The 22,719-nt window shown below is 55.7% G+C and carries 19 protein-coding genes, 3 tRNA genes and 3 rRNA genes; 22 read left to right on the top strand and 3 right to left on the bottom strand.

What is annotated here, in order from left to right; genetic code table 11:
• Positions 1–10: 10 nt before the first annotated feature.
• The 6 genes from ACYZTU_RS18845 to ACYZTU_RS18820 are packed head-to-tail and all read left to right on the top strand — an operon-like array spanning position 11 to position 6,008.
• Entirely contained in the window at positions 11–1,564 is a 1,554-nt protein-coding gene (locus ACYZTU_RS18845; RefSeq protein ID WP_461964689.1) for a sugar ABC transporter ATP-binding protein, read from the top strand.
• Positions 1,561–2,538: an ABC transporter permease gene (locus ACYZTU_RS18840; protein WP_461964688.1), complete on the top strand. Its 978-nt coding sequence runs from the start codon at positions 1,561–1,563 to the stop codon at positions 2,536–2,538. The genes ACYZTU_RS18845 and ACYZTU_RS18840 overlap by 4 nt, the downstream gene beginning before the upstream one ends.
• A gap of 3 nt (positions 2,539–2,541) precedes the next feature.
• Positions 2,542–3,561 carry a LacI family DNA-binding transcriptional regulator gene (locus tag ACYZTU_RS18835; RefSeq protein WP_461964687.1) on the top strand — a complete coding sequence of 340 codons (1,020 nt, stop codon included), beginning with the start codon at positions 2,542–2,544 and terminating at the stop codon, positions 3,559–3,561.
• A 57-nt stretch (positions 3,562–3,618) separates the two neighbouring features.
• Positions 3,619–4,536 (top strand): ribokinase, encoded by a 918-nt coding sequence (gene rbsK, locus ACYZTU_RS18830; RefSeq protein ID WP_461964686.1) that lies wholly within the window; start codon positions 3,619–3,621, stop codon positions 4,534–4,536.
• Positions 4,533–4,937: a D-ribose pyranase gene (gene rbsD, locus ACYZTU_RS18825; RefSeq protein ID WP_076030448.1), complete on the top strand. Its 405-nt coding sequence runs from the start codon at positions 4,533–4,535 to the stop codon at positions 4,935–4,937. The genes rbsK and rbsD overlap by 4 nt, the downstream gene beginning before the upstream one ends.
• 42 nt (positions 4,938–4,979) lie before the next feature.
• Positions 4,980–6,008 (top strand): nucleoside hydrolase, encoded by a 1,029-nt coding sequence (locus ACYZTU_RS18820; protein ID WP_461964685.1) that lies wholly within the window; start codon positions 4,980–4,982, stop codon positions 6,006–6,008.
• Positions 6,009–6,040: 32 nt separating this feature from the next.
• On the opposite strand, the gene ACYZTU_RS18815 is transcribed toward ACYZTU_RS18820, so the two are convergent.
• Complete coding sequence (locus ACYZTU_RS18815; RefSeq protein WP_461964684.1) at positions 6,041–6,253, bottom strand: hypothetical protein; 213 nt, start codon at positions 6,251–6,253, stop codon at positions 6,041–6,043.
• Between the two features lie 132 nt (positions 6,254–6,385).
• Here ACYZTU_RS18815 and ACYZTU_RS18810 point away from each other — a divergent pair, with 132 nt between their 5' ends.
• Together ACYZTU_RS18810 and ACYZTU_RS18805 are read left to right on the top strand one after the other, a co-directional pair.
• The gene (locus tag ACYZTU_RS18810) at positions 6,386–6,691 is read left to right on the top strand and encodes a hypothetical protein (protein ID WP_461964683.1); all 306 of its coding nucleotides are present in this window, start codon (positions 6,386–6,388) and stop codon (positions 6,689–6,691) included.
• Between the two features lie 165 nt (positions 6,692–6,856).
• Positions 6,857–7,177: an I78 family peptidase inhibitor gene (locus ACYZTU_RS18805; RefSeq protein ID WP_461964682.1), complete on the top strand. Its 321-nt coding sequence runs from the start codon at positions 6,857–6,859 to the stop codon at positions 7,175–7,177.
• 71 nt (positions 7,178–7,248) lie between these two features.
• Here ACYZTU_RS18805 and ACYZTU_RS18800 read toward each other — a convergent pair whose 3' ends face one another.
• On the bottom strand, positions 7,249–7,461 hold the full coding sequence (locus ACYZTU_RS18800) for a cold-shock protein (RefSeq protein ID WP_007905882.1): 213 nt from the start codon (positions 7,459–7,461) through the stop codon (positions 7,249–7,251).
• Positions 7,462–7,753: 292 nt separating this feature from the next.
• Entirely contained in the window at positions 7,754–8,056 is a 303-nt protein-coding gene (locus ACYZTU_RS18795; protein ID WP_461964681.1) for a hypothetical protein, read from the bottom strand.
• Between the two features lie 375 nt (positions 8,057–8,431).
• On the opposite strand from ACYZTU_RS18795, the gene thrS reads away from it, so the two are divergent.
• The 14 genes from thrS to rrf all read left to right on the top strand — a co-directional run bounded on the left by thrS (position 8,432) and on the right by rrf (position 22,594).
• Positions 8,432–10,354, top strand: a complete 1,923-nt coding sequence (thrS, locus tag ACYZTU_RS18790; protein WP_461964680.1) for a threonine--tRNA ligase — start codon at positions 8,432–8,434, stop codon at positions 10,352–10,354.
• Entirely contained in the window at positions 10,354–10,905 is a 552-nt protein-coding gene (infC, locus tag ACYZTU_RS18785) for a translation initiation factor IF-3 (RefSeq protein WP_176469887.1), read from the top strand. Before thrS ends, infC begins: the two co-directional genes overlap by 1 nt.
• Before the next feature lie 60 nt (positions 10,906–10,965).
• Positions 10,966–11,160, top strand: coding sequence for a 50S ribosomal protein L35 (gene rpmI / locus ACYZTU_RS18780; protein WP_008145659.1), 195 nt, complete (start codon positions 10,966–10,968; stop codon positions 11,158–11,160).
• A 27-nt stretch (positions 11,161–11,187) separates the two neighbouring features.
• Positions 11,188–11,544 (top strand): 50S ribosomal protein L20, encoded by a 357-nt coding sequence (gene rplT, locus ACYZTU_RS18775; RefSeq protein WP_007905879.1) that lies wholly within the window; start codon positions 11,188–11,190, stop codon positions 11,542–11,544.
• 109 nt (positions 11,545–11,653) lie between these two features.
• A complete protein-coding gene (gene pheS, locus ACYZTU_RS18770; protein WP_007905876.1) occupies positions 11,654–12,670 on the top strand; it encodes a phenylalanine--tRNA ligase subunit alpha in 1,017 nt (338 codons plus the stop codon).
• A 26-nt stretch (positions 12,671–12,696) separates the two neighbouring features.
• Positions 12,697–15,078 carry a phenylalanine--tRNA ligase subunit beta gene (gene pheT / locus ACYZTU_RS18765; protein ID WP_461964679.1) on the top strand — a complete coding sequence of 794 codons (2,382 nt, stop codon included), beginning with the start codon at positions 12,697–12,699 and terminating at the stop codon, positions 15,076–15,078.
• Between the two features lie 3 nt (positions 15,079–15,081).
• On the top strand, positions 15,082–15,384 hold the full coding sequence (gene ihfA, locus ACYZTU_RS18760; protein WP_002553164.1) for an integration host factor subunit alpha: 303 nt from the start codon (positions 15,082–15,084) through the stop codon (positions 15,382–15,384).
• Positions 15,365–15,721 carry a MerR family transcriptional regulator gene (locus tag ACYZTU_RS18755; protein WP_003179985.1) on the top strand — a complete coding sequence of 119 codons (357 nt, stop codon included), beginning with the start codon at positions 15,365–15,367 and terminating at the stop codon, positions 15,719–15,721. Before ihfA ends, ACYZTU_RS18755 begins: the two co-directional genes overlap by 20 nt.
• Before the next feature lie 89 nt (positions 15,722–15,810).
• Positions 15,811–15,887 (top strand) — tRNA-Pro (locus ACYZTU_RS18750).
• Positions 15,888–17,299: 1,412 nt separating this feature from the next.
• Positions 17,300–18,838, top strand: a 16S ribosomal RNA gene (locus ACYZTU_RS18745).
• Positions 18,839–18,999: 161 nt separating this feature from the next.
• Positions 19,000–19,076: transfer RNA gene (locus ACYZTU_RS18740), tRNA-Ile, on the top strand.
• Positions 19,077–19,106: 30 nt separating this feature from the next.
• Positions 19,107–19,182, top strand: a tRNA-Ala gene (locus ACYZTU_RS18735).
• Positions 19,183–19,432: 250 nt separating this feature from the next.
• Positions 19,433–22,324: ribosomal RNA gene (locus ACYZTU_RS18730) — 23S ribosomal RNA — on the top strand.
• Positions 22,325–22,478: 154 nt separating this feature from the next.
• Positions 22,479–22,594, top strand: a 5S ribosomal RNA gene (gene rrf / locus ACYZTU_RS18725).
• The 16S, 23S and 5S rRNA genes sit together here with 2 tRNA genes alongside, the layout of an rRNA operon.
• The last annotated feature ends 125 nt before the right edge of the window (positions 22,595–22,719 follow it).

Genomic DNA, 22,719 nt, shown 5'->3' with positions numbered 1-22,719 from the left:
GGAGAGTTTTATGTCAGTTTCCGCCCCGAACGCTGTCCTCTCGGTCAGCGGTATCGGTAAGACCTACGCCCAACCCGTCCTGACCGGCATCGACCTGACGCTGATGCGCGGTGAAGTGCTGGCGCTGACCGGCGAAAACGGCGCTGGCAAAAGCACCTTGTCGAAAATCATCGGCGGGTTGGTCACACCGACCACCGGCCAGATGCAATTCCAGGGTCAGGAATACCGCCCCGGCAGCCGCACGCAGGCCGAAGACCTGGGCATCCGAATGGTGATGCAAGAACTCAATCTGTTGCCGACCCTGTCGGTGGCGGAAAACCTGTTTCTCGATAACCTGCCCAGCAACGGCGGCTGGATCAGTCGCAAGCAATTGCGCAAGGCTGCGATCGAAGCCATGGCCCAGGTCGGCCTCGACGCGATTGACCCGGACACGCTGGTGGGCGAATTGGGCATTGGTCACCAGCAAATGGTGGAGATCGCCCGCAACCTGATCGGCGATTGCCACGTGCTGATCCTCGACGAACCGACTGCGATGTTGACGAATCGTGAAGTCGAGATGTTGTTCGAGCAAATCACTCGTCTGCAAGCTCGCGGCGTGTCGATCATCTATATCTCGCACCGTCTCGAAGAACTGGCGCGGGTTGCCCAGCGTATTGCGGTCCTGCGCGATGGCAACCTGGTTTGCGTCGAGCCGATGGCCAATTACAACAGTGAGCAACTGGTTACGCTGATGGTCGGTCGTGAACTCGGCGAACACATCGACATGGGTCCGCGCAAGATTGGTGCTCCAGCCTTGACGGTCAAGGGGCTGACCCGTTCCGACAAGGTTCGCGACGTATCTTTCGAAGTACGCGTCGGCGAGATCTACGGGATCTCCGGTTTGATCGGGGCAGGGCGCACCGAGTTGCTGCGGCTGATTTTCGGTGCTGACATCGCAGACAGCGGCACCGTTTCGCTCGGTTCGCCAGCGCAGGTTGTCAGTATCCGGTCACCGGCTGACGCGGTCGGTCATGGCATCGCCCTGATCACCGAAGACCGCAAGGGCGAAGGCTTGCTGCTGACTCAATCGATCAGCGCCAATATTGCCTTGGGCAACATGCCGGTGATTTCCAGCGGTGGCTTCGTCAACAACGGTGACGAGATGGCCCTGGCCCAGCGTCAGATCGACGCCATGCGCATCCGCAGCTCTAGCCCGACACAACTGGTTTCGGAACTCTCCGGCGGCAACCAGCAGAAAGTCGTGATTGGCCGTTGGCTGGAGCGCGATTGTTCAGTGTTGTTGTTCGACGAGCCCACGCGTGGCATCGACGTCGGCGCCAAGTTTGACATCTATGCCTTGCTCGGCGAGTTGACCCGTCAAGGCAAAGCGCTGGTGGTGGTGTCCAGCGACCTGCGTGAACTGATGTTGATCTGCGACCGGATCGGCGTGCTCTCGGCGGGGCGTCTGATCGACACCTTTGAGCGCGATAGCTGGACCCAGGATGATTTGCTTGCCGCGGCGTTCGCCGGCTACCAAAAACGTGATGCGTTGCTCAATGAAGCAGCGCCTAGGGATCTCACATGAATACTGCAGTGTCTGCCGGCAAACGTAGTGGCAACTTTTACGGCTTCGGCACCTATCTGGGTCTGGCCGGTGCCTTGCTGGCAATGGTTGCGCTGTTCTCGGTTCTGAGCAGCCATTTCCTGTCATACGACACTTTCAGCACCCTGGCCAACCAGATTCCGGACTTGATGGTGCTGGCGGTCGGCATGACGTTCGTGTTGATCATTGGCGGCATCGACTTGTCGGTGGGTTCGGTGCTCGCGCTCGCGGCGTCAACGGTCAGCGTGGCCATTCTCGGTTGGGGCTGGAGTGTACTGCCTGCGGCGCTGCTCGGAATGGCGGCGGCGGCACTGGCCGGGACGATCACCGGGTCGATCACCGTGGCGTGGCGGATTCCGTCGTTCATCGTGTCCCTCGGCGTACTGGAAATGGCCCGGGGCGTGGCGTATCAGATGACCGGATCGCGCACGGCCTATATCGGCGACGCCTTTGCCTGGTTGTCCAACCCGATCGCCTTTGGCATCTCGCCGTCGTTCATCATTGCCTTGCTGATCATCTTCATTGCGCAGGCGGTGCTGACGCGTACCGTGTTCGGTCGTTACCTGATCGGCATTGGTACCAACGAAGAGGCGGTGCGTCTGGCAGGGATCAATCCAAAGCCCTACAAAATCCTGGTGTTCAGTCTGATGGGGCTGCTGGCGGGTGTTGCCGCGCTGTTCCAGATTTCCCGTCTGGAAGCGGCGGATCCGAATGCCGGCTCCGGGCTGGAACTGCAAGTGATCGCCGCGGTAGTGATCGGCGGTACCAGTTTGATGGGTGGTCGCGGTTCGGTCATCAGCACGTTCTTCGGGGTTCTGATCATTTCCGTGTTGGCGGCCGGTCTGGCGCAGATCGGCGCGACTGAACCCACCAAACGCATCATCACCGGCGCGGTGATCGTGGTGGCGGTGGTGCTTGATACTTATCGCAGTCAGCGCGCAAGCCGGCGGACCTGAGTCATGGCAACGATCAAGGATGTGGCAGCGCTCGCGGGAATTTCCTACACCACGGTTTCCCACGTGGTGAACAAAACCCGGCCGGTCAGTGAAGAGGTACGGGTCAAGGTCGAGGCCGCGATCAAAACCCTCGACTACGTGCCCAGTGCCGTGGCCCGGTCCCTCAAGGCCAAAACCACGGCGACCATCGGTCTGCTGGTGCCCAACAGCCTCAACCCGTACTTCGCCGAATTGGCGCGAGGCATTGAGGATTACTGCGAGCGTAACGGCTACTGCGTGATCCTCTGTAATTCTGACGACAACCCGGACAAGCAACGCAGCTACCTGCGCGTACTGCTGGAAAAACGCATCGACGGGCTGATCGTCGCTTCGGCCGGCGGTGATGCAGGGTTGGCAGAAGGCCTGGCAGGCGTGCGTACACCGATGGTGATCGTTGACCGTGGACTGGAAGGTGTAAATGCCGATCTGGTGCGCATCGATCACGAATACGGCGCGTATCTGGCGACCCGCCACCTTCTGGAGTTGGGGCATCGGGACATCGCCACCATTGGTGGGCCGGCAAGTACCAGTGTGGCGCAGATGCGACTGGCCGGTTATTGCCGTGCCCTGAAAGAGGCGGGTGTCGAAGTGCCCCGCGAGCGCATGCTTGAAAGCGACTTCACCAGCACCGGCGGTTACAACGCCGCCGCGATCCTGCTGGAAAAGAACCCGCCGAGCGCGATCTTCGCCGGTAACGACATGATTGGCATCGGTGTGCTGCGAGCGGCGGCCGAGCGCAATATTCGTGTGCCGACGGAGCTGTCGGTGATCGGCTTCGACGATATTCAGATGAGCCGCTATGTGTACCCGGCGCTGACCACCGTGGGGCAGTCGATTCTGCAACTCGGTGAGATGGCAGCCGAAGTGCTTTTAAGAAGAATCGCCACACCGGATATGGCCACCGATCAACGGATCGTGACGCCCAGTATTGTCCTGCGGGAGTCGACTGCGCCGCTGGCCGGCGTATTCGCCCAGTTCCGTTGAAATGGAAAGCCGCTAAATCAAAAGCACCGCCGAAACAGAATTGATGAGTAGTGATGTATGCCAGCAAAAGTAGTGGTTATAGGCAGCCTGAACATGGACCTGGTCACCCGGGCGCCACGGCTGCCCCGTGGCGGTGAGACGCTGATCGGCGAGTCGTTTACCACGGTTTCCGGTGGCAAGGGCGCGAATCAGGCGGTTGCCGCGGCGAGGCTGGGGGCACAGGTATCGATGGTCGGTTGCGTGGGCAGCGATGCCTACGGCGAAGAACTGCGCGGGGCGCTGTTGGTAGAACAGATTGATTGCCAGGCGGTCAGCACCGTCGACGATTCCAGCGGCGTAGCGTTGATCGTGGTCGATGACAACAGCCAGAACGCAATCGTGATCGTTGCCGGTGCCAATGGCGCGCTGACGCCTGCGGTGATCGACCGTTTCGATGCAGTATTGCAGGCGGCGGACGTGATCATCTGTCAGCTGGAAGTGCCGGATGCCACTGTCGGTCATGCGCTCAAGCGCGGCCGTGAATTGGGTAAGACCGTGATTCTCAATCCGGCACCGGCCAGCCGCCCGCTGCCGGCGGACTGGTACGCGTCCATCGATTACCTGATTCCCAACGAAAGCGAGGCCTCGGCCCTGAGCGGTTTGCCAGTGGATTCTCTGGCATCTGCCGAAACCGCTGCGAGCCGGTTGATCGCCATGGGCGCCGGCAAGGTCATCATCACCCTGGGGGCTCAGGGTTCGCTGTTTGCCGACGGCAAAAGCCTCGAGCATTTCCCTGCGCCGAAGGTGAAAGCTGTCGATACCACGGCGGCTGGTGACACTTTCGTCGGTGGTTTCGCCGCGGCACTGGCGGCCGGCAAAAGCGAAGCCCAAGCAATCCGTTTCGGCCAAGTCGCCGCAGCGTTGTCGGTGACCCGTGCTGGCGCGCAACCCTCGATCCCCACCTTGTCCGATGTACAGGCCTTTAAAGCACCATGAAAAAGACACCTTTGCTCAACGTCGCGCTGTCGCGGCTGATCGCATCCCTGGGCCATGGCGACATAGTGGTGATCGGCGACGCAGGTCTGCCGGTGCCACCAGGCGTTGAGCTGATCGACTTGGCCCTGACCCATGGCATCCCGGATTTCGTCAGCACGTTGAAGGTTGTGCTCAGCGAAATGCAGGTCGAGAGCCATGTGCTGGCCCAGGAGATCCTGGACAAGAAACCTTCGGCGTTGGCGACGCTCGATGAGCTGAATGCCGAAGGTGCACTAGGTCGGCGTGAGCTGCTCAGTCATGACCAATTCAAAGTCCTCAGCCGACAGGCACGGGCGATTGTTCGTACAGGCGAATGTCAGCCGTATTGCAACATCGTGCTGGTGGCGGGGGTAACGTTCTAACTCACTGTTGTCTTCTGCTGTCCCACGCACAAGGAGTGCGCTATGCACCGCTATGCTCAGAAACTGCACCACCTGCTCCGGAGTTTGCTGCTTTTGTCTCTGATTACCGCAACAAGCGCCCAGGCGGCGGAAAAAATCGACTTGATCATCGACACTGACCCGGGAGCCGACGATGTGGTCGCTTTGCTGTTTGCCCTGGCGTCGCCGGAAGAGCTGAACATTCGTGCGCTGACCACCGTCGCCGGCAATGTGCGTCTGGACAAGACTTCGCGTAACGCGCGGCTGGCCCGCGAATGGGCGGGGCGCGAGGAGGTGCCGGTCTACGCGGGCGCACCGAAGCCGCTGATGCGTACGCCGATTTATGCCGAGAACATCCACGGCAAGGAAGGCCTGTCGGGCGTCACCGTACATGAGCCAAAGAAAGGCCTGGCCGAAGGCAGTGCGGTCAATTACCTGATCGATACCTTGAAAGCCGCCAAGCCCCATAGCATCACCATTGCCATGCTGGGTCCGCAGACCAATCTGGCCCTGGCGCTGATCCAGGAGCCTGAAATTGTTAAGGGCATCAAGGAAGTGGTGATCATGGGCGGTGCGCACTTCAATGGTGGCAACATCACTCCGGTGGCCGAGTTCAACCTGTTCGCTGACCCGCAGGCTGCGGAAGTGGTTCTGAAAAGTGGCGTGAAGCTGACTTATCTGCCGCTGGACGTGACCCACAAGATCCTCACCAGCGAAGCGCGCCTGAAGCAGATCGCGGCAATCAACAACAATGCCAGCAAGTTGGTAGGCGATATTCTCAACGAATACGTCAAAGGCGACATGGAGCACTACGGTATTCCGGGTGGTCCGGTGCATGACGCAACCGTCGTCGCCTACCTGCTCAAGCCTGAGCTATTCACTGGTCGTTCGGTCAATGTGGTCGTTGATAGCCGCGAAGGCCCGACGTTCGGCCAAACCATCGTCGACTGGTATGACGGCCTTAAAGCGCCGAAGAATGCCTTCTGGGTTGAAAGTGGTGACGCCCAGGGCTTCTTTGACCTGCTGGCCGAGCGTCTGGCTCGTCTGAAGTAAGCCATACACCTGCAGGTGACAGACTGCGGGTTTTACTCTCTCTCATTATGTTCTGCGCCTTTGTAGTCGACCGGGTACTTCTCGAACACCTGCGCGATAAAGGATCGTGCAGCTTCAGTCCCCAACTCCTTGACCAATAGATCGATGCCAATGATTGCCAACTCTTCAGGGCTGCCCGGGCTGTAAGAGCTTTGGCCCTGAGGCCACTTGGCTTTTATGTCGGCGTCGATGCTTACGGTGGTCATGATGGCGCTCGTGAAGTCGGGAAAGTCTGAGTATCGAGTTAACCATTTTGCGCGGCTTTTGACACTCCGACTTAGGCATGAGGGGAGGGCTATGCGACACTTGGTCTTTGACGAATTTTCAAGGACTGTGCTGTGCAGATCGATTTGAACGCTCCCGACGGCTTGACCCTTGAGGCGGTGCGTCAGCTGCTGGCCTCCGCCAGCGACGATGAGCACACTCAATTGCGGGTGACCAAGGGTGGCATCGCCTACATTTCATCAGGTGTTGTGGGCGGCACTGATATCAGCGGGCTGCTGTTTCGTCTGGAGACGTGGGCCAAGGGTTCCGGTTATGTAGGATTGGTCGCGGCCAGTGACGAGGTCTGGGTCATGCAGATTTTCAATGCGCTCAAGGAAAATTGGCCGAATCCACCGTTCGACTACATTGATGTCTATTGAGCGCTGTTCATATTCAGTCACGATTACGAGATGAGCGGCAGGGAATACTCAGGCAAACTCCCCGCTTTTCCGGATCGAGGGCAGGGTGCTAGTACTCCATGTGAAACGAAACGCCAGATTGGCGGTCGCACGATCTCAGCTTAACTATTGAAAAAAGGAGGCTTCATGCCTTGGAAGCTCGCGTCATTGGGTACTTTGTTGGCCGTTGCCATGCTGGCCGGTTGTAGCACTACCTCCACCGAGTCGACAACAGACCCTGTCACGACGACTGATACGGGTCACAGCCGTTGTGAAGCCAAGGCTGCCGAATTCACCATTGGCAAAAAGGCTTCGCCTGAACTGCTGGAGCAGGCGCGTACTCGCGCAGGCGCACAAAATGCACGGTTCCTCTTGCCTTCCGACATGGTGACCCTGGAGTACCGCTCAGATCGCCTGAACCTGAACACCGATGCCAGTCGGGTCGTCACCCGCGTCAACTGCGGCTGATCACTCAGGCTTTTGTTTCGCCCATAAAAAACCCCGTCACATGGACGGGGTTTTTTTAGTGCGGCTGAAAATTACTCAGCGCGGACTTGTGCAGCTTGCATACCCTTTTGGCCTTTCTCAGCCACGAAGGAAACGGTTTGGCCTTCTTTCAGGCTTTTGAAACCATCGCTTTCGATAGCTTTGAAGTGTACGAACAGGTCGTCACCGCCACCTTGAGGAGTGATGAAGCCGAAGCCTTTTTCATCGTTGAACCATTTAACGGTGCCGGTTTGGCGATTAGACATGGTGTATCTCCAAGAAACATATATTTTCAGTAGTGCTGTGCTGCTCAGGCCAACTGGGCACACCGGGGTATCATAGTCGAAATGTTCGCTTTGGGAGCCCCCCGGACGTGCTGTTTGCCCTGCAGTCGCACTCTCTTTGCTGCTTTGTTTGGCTGCAAGCCCCGGTTTAAAAGGCTTTCAGCCAAAAGTAAAGACAATAAAAAAACCTGTAAAACCTGAATAAATTGTACAAAAAAGCAGTTTTCAGAGGCTTTTTGCTGTCGTTGCAGGCTCAAAAAGCGCTCGGTCGGGCTTATTTTTTCGCCTTGTTATCGGCTTTGCAGGCGCCAATTTGAGTCAGTGCTTTTTGTTTCAGGGCATCAGTGGCGGTGTTGTCCATCAGGGACTGGATGTCTTTGGCAGGGTACGATTTGATGGCATCGGCGCCGCAAGCGCAGTGAGCCTTCGCTGCTGCAGCACCGATCTGCGGAGTGGCCGCTTCTGTGCACTGAGCCATGTATTTCTCGCGCTCGCCTTTTGGCCAATCGGCATGGGCGGCCAGTGGCAGCAGCAGAACGATTGGGACGATTACTGCGAACAAACGATTCAGACGCATGCTGGGATGCTCCTTGAGGGTCAATGTCTTGTTATCTGAGCGGTAAAGCGGGGTTCAAGTTCAGCACTCTGGCATAAAATTGCCCGATTTGCCCCGGTACAAATCCTCGTTGCATCGACGACCGTTCATCTGTGCTAGCATGCCTCGCTCGGGCGTTTGCGGCCCCCGGATGACCTTCAGTCCCGGTAGCGGCAAATGTGCGAATAACCCTGATTTTGAATCCCAGTCACTCTGGTTCGGTTTTCCGGTTGGCCGCAAGGCTCCTGCCGCTGTAAGGCAGGCGTTCGTCATTGAATGGCCTGGATCGGATCTTGTACTGGCTCATCCCAACCCACGTGACCTTTGGTAGGGGTCACCACTAGGAGAGGAGGCGCCATGCCAACTATTACTCTTCCCGACGGCAGTCAACGTTCATTCGATCACCCGGTTTCCGTAGCCGAGGTCGCCGCATCCATTGGTGCAGGTCTGGCCAAAGCCACCGTGGCCGGCAAGGTCGATGGCAAGCTGGTTGACGCCAGCGACATCATCGACAGCGACGCTACGCTGCAAATCATTACGCCAAAGGATGAAGAGGGGCTGGAGATCATTCGCCACTCTTGCGCCCATTTGGTGGGTCACGCGGTCAAGCAACTGTACCCTACGGCGAAGATGGTCATCGGTCCGGTCATCGACGAAGGCTTCTATTACGACATCGCCTTCGAGCGTCCTTTCACTCCGGACGACCTGGCCGCCATCGAACAGCGTATGCAGCAGCTGATCGAAAAAGATTACGACGTGATCAAGAAAGTCACTCCGCGCGCCGAAGTGATCGAAGTGTTCAAGGCCCGTGGCGAAGACTACAAGCTGCGCCTGGTCGAGGACATGCCGAACGAACAGGCCATGGGTCTGTACTATCACGAAGAATACGTCGACATGTGCCGCGGTCCGCACGTGCCGAACACGCGCTTCCTGAAATCTTTCAAGCTGACCAAGTTGTCGGGCGCCTACTGGCGTGGCGATGCCAAGAACGAGCAATTGCAGCGCGTTTATGGCACTGCATGGGCCGACAAAAAGCAGTTGGCGGCATACATCCAGCGCATCGAAGAAGCTGAAAAACGCGATCACCGCAAGATCGGCAAGCGTCTGGGCCTGTTCCATACTCAGGAAGAGTCGCCTGGCATGGTGTTCTGGCACCCGAACGGCTGGACTCTGTATCAAGTGCTTGAGCAGTACATGCGCAAGGTTCAGCGCGACAACGGCTATCTGGAGATCAAGACTCCGCAGGTCGTTGACCGCAGTCTGTGGGAGAAGTCCGGGCACTGGGCCAACTACGCCGACAACATGTTCACCACTCAGTCGGAAAACCGCGACTATGCCATCAAGCCGATGAACTGCCCTTGCCACGTGCAAGTGTTCAATCAGGGCCTGAAAAGCTACCGTGAGTTGCCGATGCGTCTGGCCGAATTCGGTGCCTGCCACCGTAATGAGCCATCGGGTGCGCTGCACGGCATCATGCGTGTACGTGCGTTCACTCAGGACGACGCCCACATATTCTGCACCGAAGAGCAGATGCAGGCCGAATCCGCTGCATTCATCAAGCTGACCATGGACGTCTATGCCGACTTCGGCTTTAAAGACGTCGAGATGAAGTTGTCCACTCGTCCGGAAAAGCGTGTCGGTTCCGATGAGCTGTGGGATCGCGCCGAAGCTGCATTGGCTGCAGCCCTTGATAGCGCTGGCCTGCCGTACGATCTGCAGCCGGGCGAGGGTGCTTTCTACGGTCCGAAGATCGAGTTCTCGCTGAAAGATTGCCTTGGCCGCGTCTGGCAGTGTGGTACTCTGCAGCTCGATTTTAACCTGCCTGTCCGTCTGGGAGCCGAATACGTCTCCGAAGACAACAGTCGCAAGCACCCGGTGATGTTGCACCGGGCGATCCTCGGCTCCTTCGAACGTTTCGTCGGAATCCTGATCGAGCACTACGAGGGTGCATTCCCTGCGTGGCTGGCTCCGACCCAGGCAGTAATCATGAACATCACAGATAAACAGGCCGATTTTGCCGCTGAGGTTGAAAAAACTCTCAATGAAAGCGGATTTCGTGCCAAGTCTGACTTGAGAAATGAAAAGATCGGCTTTAAAATCCGCGAGCATACTTTGCTCAAGGTTCCTTATCTCTTGGTTATTGGAGATCGGGAAGTCGAGATGCAGACTGTCGCTGTGCGTACTCGTGAAGGTGCTGACCTGGGCTCGATGCCCGTCGCCCAGTTCGCTGAGTTTCTCGCGCAAGCGGTTTCCCGGCGTGGTCGCCCAGATTCGGAGTAATTACTATTAAGCGTGAAATGAGACAAGATAAACGAGCTGCACCGAAAGCCCCGATCAACGAGAATATCTCGGCACGCGAGGTTCGGTTAATTGGGGCTGAAGGTGAACAGCTTGGGATTGTGTCAATTGAAGACGCGCTTCTTAAGGCTGAAGAGGCCAAGCTGGATCTGGTGGAAATTTCCGCCGATGCAGTACCCCCTGTTTGCAAACTGATGGACTACGGCAAATCGATCTTCGAAAAGAAGAAGCAGGTTGCCGCGGCCAAGAAAAACCAGAAGCAGATTCAGGTTAAAGAAATCAAGTTTCGTCCAGGGACGGAGGAAGGGGATTACCAGGTAAAACTGCGCAACCTGGTACGTTTCCTGAGTGATGGGGACAGGGCCAAGGTATCCTTGCGATTCCGCGGCCGTGAGATGGCCCACCAGGAGCTGGGGATGGAACTCCTCAAGCGAGTTGAAGGTGACTTGCTCGAGTACGGTTCGGTCGAACAGCATCCTAAGATGGAAGGACGCCAGCTGATCATGGTCATCGCCCCGAAAAAGAAGAAATAATCAATAGGGCACGGCAGGCCTTCTGATTATGTTTATCAACTGAATGCGGAGTATCCGAACATGCCAAAAATGAAAACTAAAAGTGGTGCTGCTAAGCGGTTTCTGAAAACTGCTAACGGTATCAAGCACAAGCACGCTTTCAAGAGCCACATCCTGACTAAAATGTCGACCAAGCGTAAGCGTCAACTGCGCGGTAGCAGCTTGCTGGCACCGTGTGACGTGGCAAAAGTCGAGCGCATGCTGCGCCTTCGTTAATTTAGTCAAGAATAGAGGAAGTAACTCATGGCTCGTGTAAAGCGTGGCGTCATTGCCCGTAAACGTCACAAAAAAATTCTGAAACTTGCTAAAGGCTACTACGGCGCTCGCTCGCGCGTATTCCGTGTTGCCAAGCAAGCGGTAATCAAGGCAGGCCAATACGCCTACCGTGACCGTCGTCAGAAAAAACGTCAGTTCCGCGCTCTGTGGATCGCTCGTATCAACGCTGGTGCACGTATCAACGGTCTGTCCTACAGCCGTTTCATCGCCGGCCTGAAAAAAGCGTCCATCGAGATCGACCGTAAGGTTCTGGCTGATCTGGCAGTGAACGAAAAAGCGGCGTTTGCTGCGATTGTCGAGAAAGCTAAAGCCACCTTGGCTTAAGTACCCCCGACAGTCACCCAGCCTCACCTCTGTGGGGCCAGGTGTTAAACGTCATAAATAGGGGAAGAGCCTTCAAGCTCTTCCCCTATTTTGTATCTGGAGTCTGTACATGGAAAACCTGGATGCGCTCGTCTCTCAAGCACTAGAGGCTGTGCAAAGCGCTGAAGATATCAATGCCCTGGAGCAAATCCGGGTTCACTACCTTGGCAAAAAGGGCGAATTGACTCAGGTGATGAAGACCCTGGGGAATTTGCCGGCAGAAGAGCGTCCGCAAGTCGGTGCTTTGATCAACGTTGCCAAGGAGCGTGTCACAGAGGTTCTCAATGCGCGCAAGGCATTGTTTGAAGAGGCTGATCTAGCCGCCAAACTCTCCGCCGAGTCCATTGACGTGACCCTGCCTGGCCGTGGCCAGACCTCTGGTGGTCTGCATCCGGTTACCCGCACTCTGGAACGTATCGAACAGTTCTTCACCCACATCGGCTACGGCATCGCCGAAGGCCCTGAGGTCGAAGACGACTACCACAACTTCGAAGCGCTCAACATCCCAGGCCATCACCCGGCCCGGTCGATGCACGACACCTTCTATTTCAATGCCAACATGTTGTTGCGCACCCATACCTCGCCGGTACAGGTCCGCACCATGGAATCGAAACAGCCGCCGATCCGCATCGTCTGCCCGGGCCGTGTGTACCGTAGCGATTCCGATATCACCCACTCGCCGATGTTCCACCAGGTCGAAGGCCTGCTGGTCGATCGCGACATCAACTTCGCCGACCTGAAAGGCACCATCGAAGAGTTTCTGCGCGTGTTCTTCGAAAAAGAACTGGCCGTGCGATTCCGTCCTTCCTACTTCCCGTTCACCGAGCCATCCGCTGAAGTCGACATGGAATGCGTGATGTGCAGCGGTAAAGGCTGCCGTGTCTGCAAGCAGACGGGTTGGCTGGAAGTGATGGGCTGCGGCATGGTTCACCCGAACGTGCTGCGCATGTCCGGGATCGACCCGGAAGAGTTTTCGGGCTTTGCCTTCGGCATGGGCGTCGAGCGTCTGGCCATGCTGCGTTACGGCGTGAACGACTTGCGTCTGTTCTTCGACAACGACTTGCGGTTCCTCGCGCAATTTCGCTAGTCGTAACGAATTCTTAGGAGAGCAGGATGAAATTCAGTGAACAATGGCTGCGTGGCTGGGTAAGCCCGCAGGTAAGTCGCGACGAGCTGGTTGCTCGTCTGTCGATGGCCGGTCTTGAGGTCGATAGCGTTACGCTGGCCGCCGGTGAATTCAATGGCGTGGTTGTGGGCGAGGTGCTGAGCACCGAGCAGCACCCGGACGCCGACAAGCTGCGCGTTTGCCAGGTCAGCAATGGCTCGGAGACCTTCCAGGTAGTATGCGGTGCACCAAACGTGCGCCCGGGCCTGAAGATCCCGTTCGCCATGATCGGTGCCGAACTGCCGGGCGACTTCAAAATCAAGAAAGCCAAGCTGCGCGGCGTTGAGTCCAGCGGCATGCTTTGCTCTCAGGCCGAGCTGCAAGTGGGCGAAGGCAATGACGGCCTGATGGAATTGCCGGCCGACGCGCCGGTGGGTCAAGACATTCGTGAGTACCTGAGCCTGGACGACGCCAGCATCGAGGTCGACCTGACCCCGAACCGCGGCGACTGCCTGTCCCTCGCCGGTCTGGCTCGTGAAGTGGGCGCGCTGTATGCCGCCGAAGTCACCCGTCCGGTCGTTGCTACCGTTCCAGCCGTGCATGACGAAGTGCGCTCGGTTGAAGTGCTGGCGCCCGCCGCTTGCCCGCGTTACCTCGGTCGCGTGATCCGTAACGTCGACCTGTCCAAGCCGACACCGTTGTGGATGGTCGAGCGCTTGCGTCGTGGCGACGTGCGCAGCATCGACGCTGCCGTCGACATCACCAACTACGTGATGCTGGAACTGGGTCAACCGCTGCACGCGTTCGATCTCGCCGAAATTAATGGCGGCATTCGCGTGCGTATGGCCGAAGAGGGTGAGAAGCTGGTGCTGCTCGACGGTCAGGAAGTCAGTCTGCGTAGCGATACGCTGGTGATTGCCGACCACACCCGCGCCTTGGCTATCGCGGGCGTCATGGGCGGTGAGCACAGCGGTGTCAACACCACGACCACTCGCGACGTATTCCTGGAAAGTGCGTTCTTCGACCAGATTGCTGTTGCTGGCAAGGCTCGTTCCTACGGCCTGCACACCGACGCGTCGCACCGCTACGAGCGTGGCGTGGACTGGCAACTGGCCCGTGAAGCCATGGAGCGCGCCACTGGCCTGCTGCTGGAAATCACTGGCGGCGAAGCCGGCCCGATTATCGAAACCGTCAGCGAGCAGCATTTGCCGTCGATTGCGCCGGTTACTCTGCGTGCGCAACGCATCACTCAGATGTTGGGCATGGAAATGGATTCGGCCGAAGTTGAGCGACTGCTCAGCGGCTTGGGTCTGAAGATTTCTGCCGATGGGGCAGGGCAGTGGCGCGTTGAAGTGCCAAGCCATCGCTTCGATATCAGCCTGGAAGTTGATCTGATCGAAGAGCTGGCCCGTCTGTACGGTTACAACCGTCTACCGGTTCGCTACCCGCAAGCTCGTCTGGCGCCGCAAGCCAAAGCAGAAGCGCGTAGCGATCTGCCAGAGCTGCGCCGTCTGCTGGTAGCCCGTGGCTATCAGGAAGCGATCACCTACAGCTTCATCGATCCGAAACAGTTTGAGCTGTTTAATCCAGGTGTCGAACCGCTGTTGCTGGCCAACCCGATTTCGAACGACATGGCCGCCATGCGCTCGTCTTTGTGGCCAGGTCTGGTCAAGGCGCTTCAGCACAACCTGAACCGTCAGCAGGATCGTGTTCGTTTGTTCGAAAGCGGCCTGCGTTTCGTTGGTCAGCTGGAAGGCCTGAAGCAAGAGCCGATGCTGGCGGGTGTTGTTTGCGGTAGCCGCCTGCCGGAAGGCTGGGCACAAGGTCGCGATGTCGTGGACTTCTTCGACGTCAAGGCTGATGTGGAAGCGGTGTTGGGCTTTGCCGGTGCACTGGATTTGTTCACTTTTGTACCGGGCATACATCCTGCGCTGCACCCGGGTCAAACAGCACGCATCGAGCGCGAAGGTCGTCTGGTCGGTTACGTCGGTGCCATCCACCCTGAATTGTCGAAAACCCTCGGTCTCGACCGTCCGGTCTTCGTTTTCGAGCTGGTTTTGGCTGAAGTGGCATTGGGTAAAATGCCTAAATTCCAGGAGTTGTCGCGTTTTCCTGAAGTGCGTCGTGACTTGGCACTGATTGCGGCCAAGGAAGTTGCATCCAGTGCCGTACTGGACGTAATCCGTGAAAATGCAGGCGAATGGCTGACAGACCTCAGGCTATTTGACGTATATCAGGGTAAAGGCATTGATCCTGATAGAAAAAGCCTTGCAGTCGGCTTGACCTGGCAGCATCCATCGCGCACTCTTAATGACGATGAGGTGAATACCACGACGCAAAACATCCTCACCTCGCTCGAACAAAGGTTGAACGCCACGTTAAGGAAGTGACGTATGGGGGCTCTGACGAAAGCTGAGATGGCGGAACGTCTGTATGAAGAGCTGGGCCTGAATAAACGGGAAGCCAAGGAATTGGTCGAACTGTTTTTTGAAGAAATCAGGCACGCTCTTGAAGACAACGAACAAGTCAAATTGTCCGGTTTCGGCAATTTTGACCTTCGGGACAAACGCCAGCGGCCTGGCCGCAATCCGAAAACGGGTGAAGAAATCCCGATCACGGCTCGCCGTGTGGTCACCTTTCGTCCAGGGCAGAAGTTGAAGGCCCGAGTTGAGGCTTATGCTGGAACCAAGTCATAACGACGAGCTACCCGTCATCCCAGGCAAACGCTACTTCACCATTGGTGAAGTCAGCGAGCTGTGTGCGGTAAAACCGCACGTGCTGCGCTACTGGGAGCAGGAGTTTCCTCAACTCAACCCCGTCAAACGCCGCGGAAACCGCCGGTATTATCAGCGACAAGACGTGCTGATGATCCGGCAGATCCGCGCGCTTCTTTACGATCAAGGGTTCACCATCGGCGGCGCACGCTTGCGATTGTCCGGTGATGAGGCCAAAGACGACACCACTCAATACAAGCAAATGATTCGCCAGATGATCGCCGAACTGGAGGATGTTCTGGTGGTACTCAAGAAATAAATTCCTGCTTTTAAATACTTTCAGTTTTCAAAAGCTTGCGATATATTCTTGAGCTCTCTTCGAGAAGAGGGGCGAGTTTCACGCCTAGTCGGGGCGTAGCGCAGTCCGGTAGCGCACTAGCATGGGGTGCTAGGGGTCGAGTGTTCGAATCACTCCGTCCCGACCATAATTTACGGGGATCAAGTACTTAGCGGCTTGGTCCCCTTACTCGTTTCAGGGTTGCGCAAAACCCGCGCAAAACTACCTGGTGATTTCGCTGATATTCAGGTCCGGAATCGCCTCGGGTCGACGATTTTCTCGTGGTCCCGCTAGTAGTTTTTGGTCATGTCCTCACGCGCGTGCCTCGCAATTTTCTGCCCATCCTTCCGGCTTTCTTGTACAGGTGACAACGCACGGACTTCATGAAAGCCCGGCACCTCCTCTTCCTTCCATCCCGGCAGCCAGAAATTAGCTGGTACTTCTGCCCCGGACTGATATCGCCGCGACATTCATTGTATGCGTGCGCCTTGCGAGCGATGGGTGTGGATTCAATTTGAAAATCGGACCTAGGGATTCCTCGCCCGTCGTTCGCCGGCAGGCTGGTAGGATCAGGTGAATCGTTGCTGCTTCAGCTTTCCACACTGCTCGCATTGAGCGAGCCAGTACTCGCCGCGACATTTGCGATCGACAACGCTGAGTAATCCCTTCCGCCGCTTCCGCGGATTGCATCGAGCCCCGAGCGTAGCGGGGCGCACGCTGCAAAATACACCGAGCCGTTTCCGGCTGGCCCTGAAGCAGTGTCAAGCGAGCGATCTGAATGGAGCTTCTGCATTTACCCGGGGGCAATAATTGTCGGCGACTAGTCCGGTCGTTCGGCAAAAAAAAGCCGCGGTTGCGGCGATCAACACCGCTTCACAGCGCGCTTCATCATTCGCAGTTGCGTCCTGCTGAAAACAGTCTGTCTGTCCTTCTATATAGAAGGATTGGTTTAGCTCTTTCTATAGATGGGAGCGGGCGTTTCCAGCTTTCTGCAAGTGATTGATAGAAAAGCGCAATTAAGGGTTGACGGCAGATACTGGAAGTCTATAATTCGCCCCACTTCCGGCGCAGCCGAAACGGGAAACTCCTTGGTAAACAAAGAGTTACGCAGTTTTCGACAACGAGTTGCTTCAGGTCATCGAAGCCCAGAAGGAGTTGAAAGAGCGGGGTTGTTTGGCTCTTTTAACGGTTCGATCTTCTCGGTCGAAAGCGGTGTAAAAGAGGTGTTGACAGCAGCGAGTAACGCTGTAGAATTCGCCTCCCGCTGACGAGAGATCGAAAGCGCAAGTGGTTGAAGTTACAAAGGAAACTTTGAAAACTTCTGAAAATAACCGCTTGACAGCAACAGAGGCTGCTGTAGAATGCGCGCCTCGGTTGAGACGAAAGATCTTAACCAACCGCTCTTTAACAACTGAATCAAGCAATTCGTGTGGGTGCTTGTGGAGTCAGACTGATAGTCAACAAGATTATCAGCATCACAAGTTACTCCGCGAGAAATCAAAGATGTAACCAACGATTGCTGAGCCAAGTTTAGGGTTTCTTAAAAACCCAAAGATGTTTGAACTGAAGAGTTTGATCATGGCTCAGATTGAACGCTGGCGGCAGGCCTAACACATGCAAGTCGAGCGGCAGCACGGGTACTTGTACCTGGTGGCGAGCGGCGGACGGGTGAGTAATGCCTAGGAATCTGCCTGGTAGTGGGGGATAACGCTCGGAAACGGACGCTAATACCGCATACGTCCTACGGGAGAAAGCAGGGGACCTTCGGGCCTTGCGCTATCAGATGAGCCTAGGTCGGATTAGCTAGTTGGTGAGGTAATGGCTCACCAAGGCGACGATCCGTAACTGGTCTGAGAGGATGATCAGTCACACTGGAACTGAGACACGGTCCAGACTCCTACGGGAGGCAGCAGTGGGGAATATTGGACAATGGGCGAAAGCCTGATCCAGCCATGCCGCGTGTGTGAAGAAGGTCTTCGGATTGTAAAGCACTTTAAGTTGGGAGGAAGGGCATTTACCTAATACGTAAGTGTTTTGACGTTACCGACAGAATAAGCACCGGCTAACTCTGTGCCAGCAGCCGCGGTAATACAGAGGGTGCAAGCGTTAATCGGAATTACTGGGCGTAAAGCGCGCGTAGGTGGTTCGTTAAGTTGGATGTGAAATCCCCGGGCTCAACCTGGGAACTGCATTCAAAACTGTCGAGCTAGAGTATGGTAGAGGGTGGTGGAATTTCCTGTGTAGCGGTGAAATGCGTAGATATAGGAAGGAACACCAGTGGCGAAGGCGACCACCTGGACTGATACTGACACTGAGGTGCGAAAGCGTGGGGAGCAAACAGGATTAGATACCCTGGTAGTCCACGCCGTAAACGATGTCAACTAGCCGTTGGGAGCCTTGAGCTCTTAGTGGCGCAGCTAACGCATTAAGTTGACCGCCTGGGGAGTACGGCCGCAAGGTTAAAACTCAAATGAATTGACGGGGGCCCGCACAAGCGGTGGAGCATGTGGTTTAATTCGAAGCAACGCGAAGAACCTTACCAGGCCTTGACATCCAATGAATCTGCTAGAGATAGCGGAGTGCCTTCGGGAACATTGAGACAGGTGCTGCATGGCTGTCGTCAGCTCGTGTCGTGAGATGTTGGGTTAAGTCCCGTAACGAGCGCAACCCTTGTCCTTAGTTACCAGCACGTCATGGTGGGCACTCTAAGGAGACTGCCGGTGACAAACCGGAGGAAGGTGGGGATGACGTCAAGTCATCATGGCCCTTACGGCCTGGGCTACACACGTGCTACAATGGTCGGTACAGAGGGTTGCCAAGCCGCGAGGTGGAGCTAATCCCAGAAAACCGATCGTAGTCCGGATCGCAGTCTGCAACTCGACTGCGTGAAGTCGGAATCGCTAGTAATCGCGAATCAGAATGTCGCGGTGAATACGTTCCCGGGCCTTGTACACACCGCCCGTCACACCATGGGAGTGGGTTGCACCAGAAGTAGCTAGTCTAACCTTCGGGAGGACGGTTACCACGGTGTGATTCATGACTGGGGTGAAGTCGTAACAAGGTAGCCGTAGGGGAACCTGCGGCTGGATCACCTCCTTAATCGACGACATCAGCTGCTCCATAAGCTCCCACACGAATTGCTTGATTCATTGAAGAAGACGATAAGAAGCAGCCCTGAGGGGTTGTAGCTTGGTTGGTTAGAGCGCACCCCATGCTTTGTGGTAGAGAGCAGGGTGAGGTCGGCCTTATAGCTCGAAATTGGGTCTGTAGCTCAGTTGGTTAGAGCGCACCCCTGATAAGGGTGAGGTCGGCAGTTCGAATCTGCCCAGACCCACCAATTTTGTGTGGGAAACGCCTGTAGAAATACGGGGCCATAGCTCAGCTGGGAGAGCGCCTGCCTTGCACGCAGGAGGTCAACGGTTCGATCCCGTTTGGCTCCACCACTAACTGCTTCTGTTTGTTGAAAGCTTAGAAATGAGCATTCCACCAAGACGGTGATGAATGTTGATTTCTAGTCTTTGATTAGATCGTTCTTTAAAAATTTGGGTATGTGATAGAAAGATAGACTGGGCGTTACTTTCACTGGTAACGGATCAGGCTAAGGTAAAATTTGTGAGTTGCTCTTTATGAGCAAGAATCGAATTTTCGGCGAATGTCGTCTTCACAGTATAACCAGATTGCTTGGGGTTATATGGTCAAGTGAAGAAGCGCATACGGTGGATGCCTTGGCAGTCAGAGGCGATGAAAGACGTGGTAGCCTGCGAAAAGCTTCGGGGAGTCGGCAAACAGACTTTGATCCGGAGATGTCTGAATGGGGGAACCCAGCCATCATAAGATGGTTATCTTAAGCTGAATACATAGGCTTAAGAGGCGAACCAGGGGAACTGAAACATCTAAGTACCCTGAGGAAAAGAAATCAACCGAGATTCCCTTAGTAGTGGCGAGCGAACGGGGACTAGCCCTTAAGTGGCTTTGAGATTAGCGGAACGTTCTGGAAAGTACGGCCATAGTGGGTGATAGCCCTGTACGCGAAAATCTCTTAGTCATGAAATCGAGTAGGACGGAGCACGAGAAACTTTGTCTGAATATGGGGGGACCATCCTCCAAGGCTAAATACTACTGACTGACCGATAGTGAACTAGTACCGTGAGGGAAAGGCGAAAAGAACCCCGGAGAGGGGAGTGAAATAGATCCTGAAACCGTATGCGTACAAGCAGTGGGAGCCCACTTTGTTGGGTGACTGCGTACCTTTTGTATAATGGGTCAGCGACTTATTTTCAGTGGCGAGCTTAACCGAATAGGGGAGGCGTAGCGAAAGCGAGTCTTAATAGGGCGTCTAGTCGCTGGGAATAGACCCGAAACCGGGCGATCTATCCATGGGCAGGTTGAAGGTTGGGTAACACTAACTGGAGGACCGAACCGACTACCGTTGAAAAGTTAGCGGATGACCTGTGGATCGGAGTGAAAGGCTAATCAAGCTCGGAGATAGCTGGTTCTCCTCGAAAGCTATTTAGGTAGCGCCTCATGTATCACTGTAGGGGGTAGAGCACTGTTTCGGCTAGGGGGTCATCCCGACTTACCAAACCGATGCAAACTCCGAATACCTACAAGTGCCGAGCATGGGAGACACACGGCGGGTGCTAACGTCCGTCGTGAAAAGGGAAACAACCCAGACCGTCAGCTAAGGTCCCAAAGTTATGGTTAAGTGGGAAACGATGTGGGAAGGCTTAGACAGCTAGGAGGTTGGCTTAGAAGCAGCCACCCTTTAAAGAAAGCGTAATAGCTCACTAGTCGAGTCGGCCTGCGCGGAAGATGTAACGGGGCTCAAACCATACACCGAAGCTACGGGTATCACTTAGGTGATGCGGTAGAGGAGCGTTCTGTAAGCCTGTGAAGGTGAGTTGAGAAGCTTGCTGGAGGTATCAGAAGTGCGAATGCTGACATGAGTAACGACAATGGGTGTGAAAAACACCCACGCCGAAAGACCAAGGTTTCCTGCGCAACGTTAATCGACGCAGGGTTAGTCGGTCCCTAAGGCGAGGCTGAAAAGCGTAGTCGATGGAAAACAGGTTAATATTCCTGTACTTCTGGTTATTGCGATGGAGGGACGGAGAAGGCTAGGCCAGCTTGGCGTTGGTTGTCCAAGTTTAAGGTGGTAGGCTGGACTCTTAGGTAAATCCGGGAGTCTAAGGCCGAGAGCTGATGACGAGTTACCCTTTGGGTGACGAAGTGGTTGATGCCATGCTTCCAAGAAAAGCTTCTAAGCTTCAGGTAACCAGGAACCGTACCCCAAACCGACACAGGTGGTTGGGTAGAGAATACCAAGGCGCTTGAGAGAACTCGGGTGAAGGAACTAGGCAAAATGGCACCGTAACTTCGGGAGAAGGTGCGCCGGTGAGGGTGAAGCATTTACTGCGTAAGCCCATGCCGGTCGAAGATACCAGGCCGCTGCGACTGTTTATTAAAAACACAGCACTCTGCAAACACGAAAGTGGACGTATAGGGTGTGACGCCTGCCCGGTGCCGGAAGGTTAATTGATGGGGTTAGCTAACGCGAAGCTCTTGATCGAAGCCCCGGTAAACGGCGGCCGTAACTATAACGGTCCTAAGGTAGCGAAATTCCTTGTCGGGTAAGTTCCGACCTGCACGAATGGCGTAACGATGGCGGCGCTGTCTCCACCCGAGACTCAGTGAAATTGAAATCGCTGTGAAGATGCAGTGTATCCGCGGCTAGACGGAAAGACCCCGTGAACCTTTACTATAGCTTTGCACTGGACTTTGAATTTGCTTGTGTAGGATAGGTGGGAGGCTTTGAAGCGTGGACGCCAGTTCGCGTGGAGCCAACCTTGAAATACCACCCTGGCAACTTTGAGGTTCTAACTCAGGTCCGTTATCCGGATCGAGGACAGTGTATGGTGGGTAGTTTGACTGGGGCGGTCTCCTCCTAAAGAGTAACGGAGGAGTACGAAGGTGCGCTCAGACCGGTCGGAAATCGGTCGTAGAGTATAAAGGCAAAAGCGCGCTTGACTGCGAGACAGACACGTCGAGCAGGTACGAAAGTAGGTCTTAGTGATCCGGTGGTTCTGTATGGAAGGGCCATCGCTCAACGGATAAAAGGTACTCCGGGGATAACAGGCTGATACCGCCCAAGAGTTCATATCGACGGCGGTGTTTGGCACCTCGATGTCGGCTCATCACATCCTGGGGCTGAAGCCGGTCCCAAGGGTATGGCTGTTCGCCATTTAAAGTGGTACGCGAGCTGGGTTTAGAACGTCGTGAGACAGTTCGGTCCCTATCTGCCGTGGACGTTTGAGATTTGAGAGGGGCTGCTCCTAGTACGAGAGGACCGGAGTGGACGAACCTCTGGTGTTCCGGTTGTCACGCCAGTGGCATTGCCGGGTAGCTATGTTCGGAATAGATAACCGCTGAAAGCATCTAAGCGGGAAACTAGCCTCAAGATGAGATCTCACTGGGACCTTGAGTCCCCTGAAGGGCCGTCGAAGACTACGACGTTGATAGGTTGGGTGTGTAAGCGCTGTGAGGCGTTGAGCTAACCAATACTAATTGCCCGTGAGGCTTGACCATATAACACCCAAGCAATTTGCGTCGAAAGGCCAGATTGCGGTGTGTGAAGACGAAACGAACCGAAAGTTCGAGATACTCACAAAACACCAAACTATCGCATACCCATTCGCTGGAGCGTGAACCTGCAAAGGCCCACGACCTGGCTACCGAATTTCTTGACGACCATAGAGCATTGGAACCACCTGATCCCATCCCGAACTCAGCAGTGAAACGATGCATCGCCGATGGTAGTGTGGGGTTTCCCCATGTGAGAGTAGGTCATCGTCAAGATTAAATTCCGAAACCCCTATCTGCGTATGCAGGTAGGGGTTTTGTTTTGTCCGCAGGAAAGTGGCGCGACGAAAACGGGATAGTCGCTCGGCTATCCCTGGTTCCGGCAGCATCGTTAGTGAAAC

The sequence above is a fragment of the Pseudomonas sp. HLT2-19-2 genome (assembly GCF_054898005.1).
The sequence above is the reverse complement of the archived record's forward strand: the minus strand, read 5'-3'. Positions and strand labels throughout refer to the sequence as shown.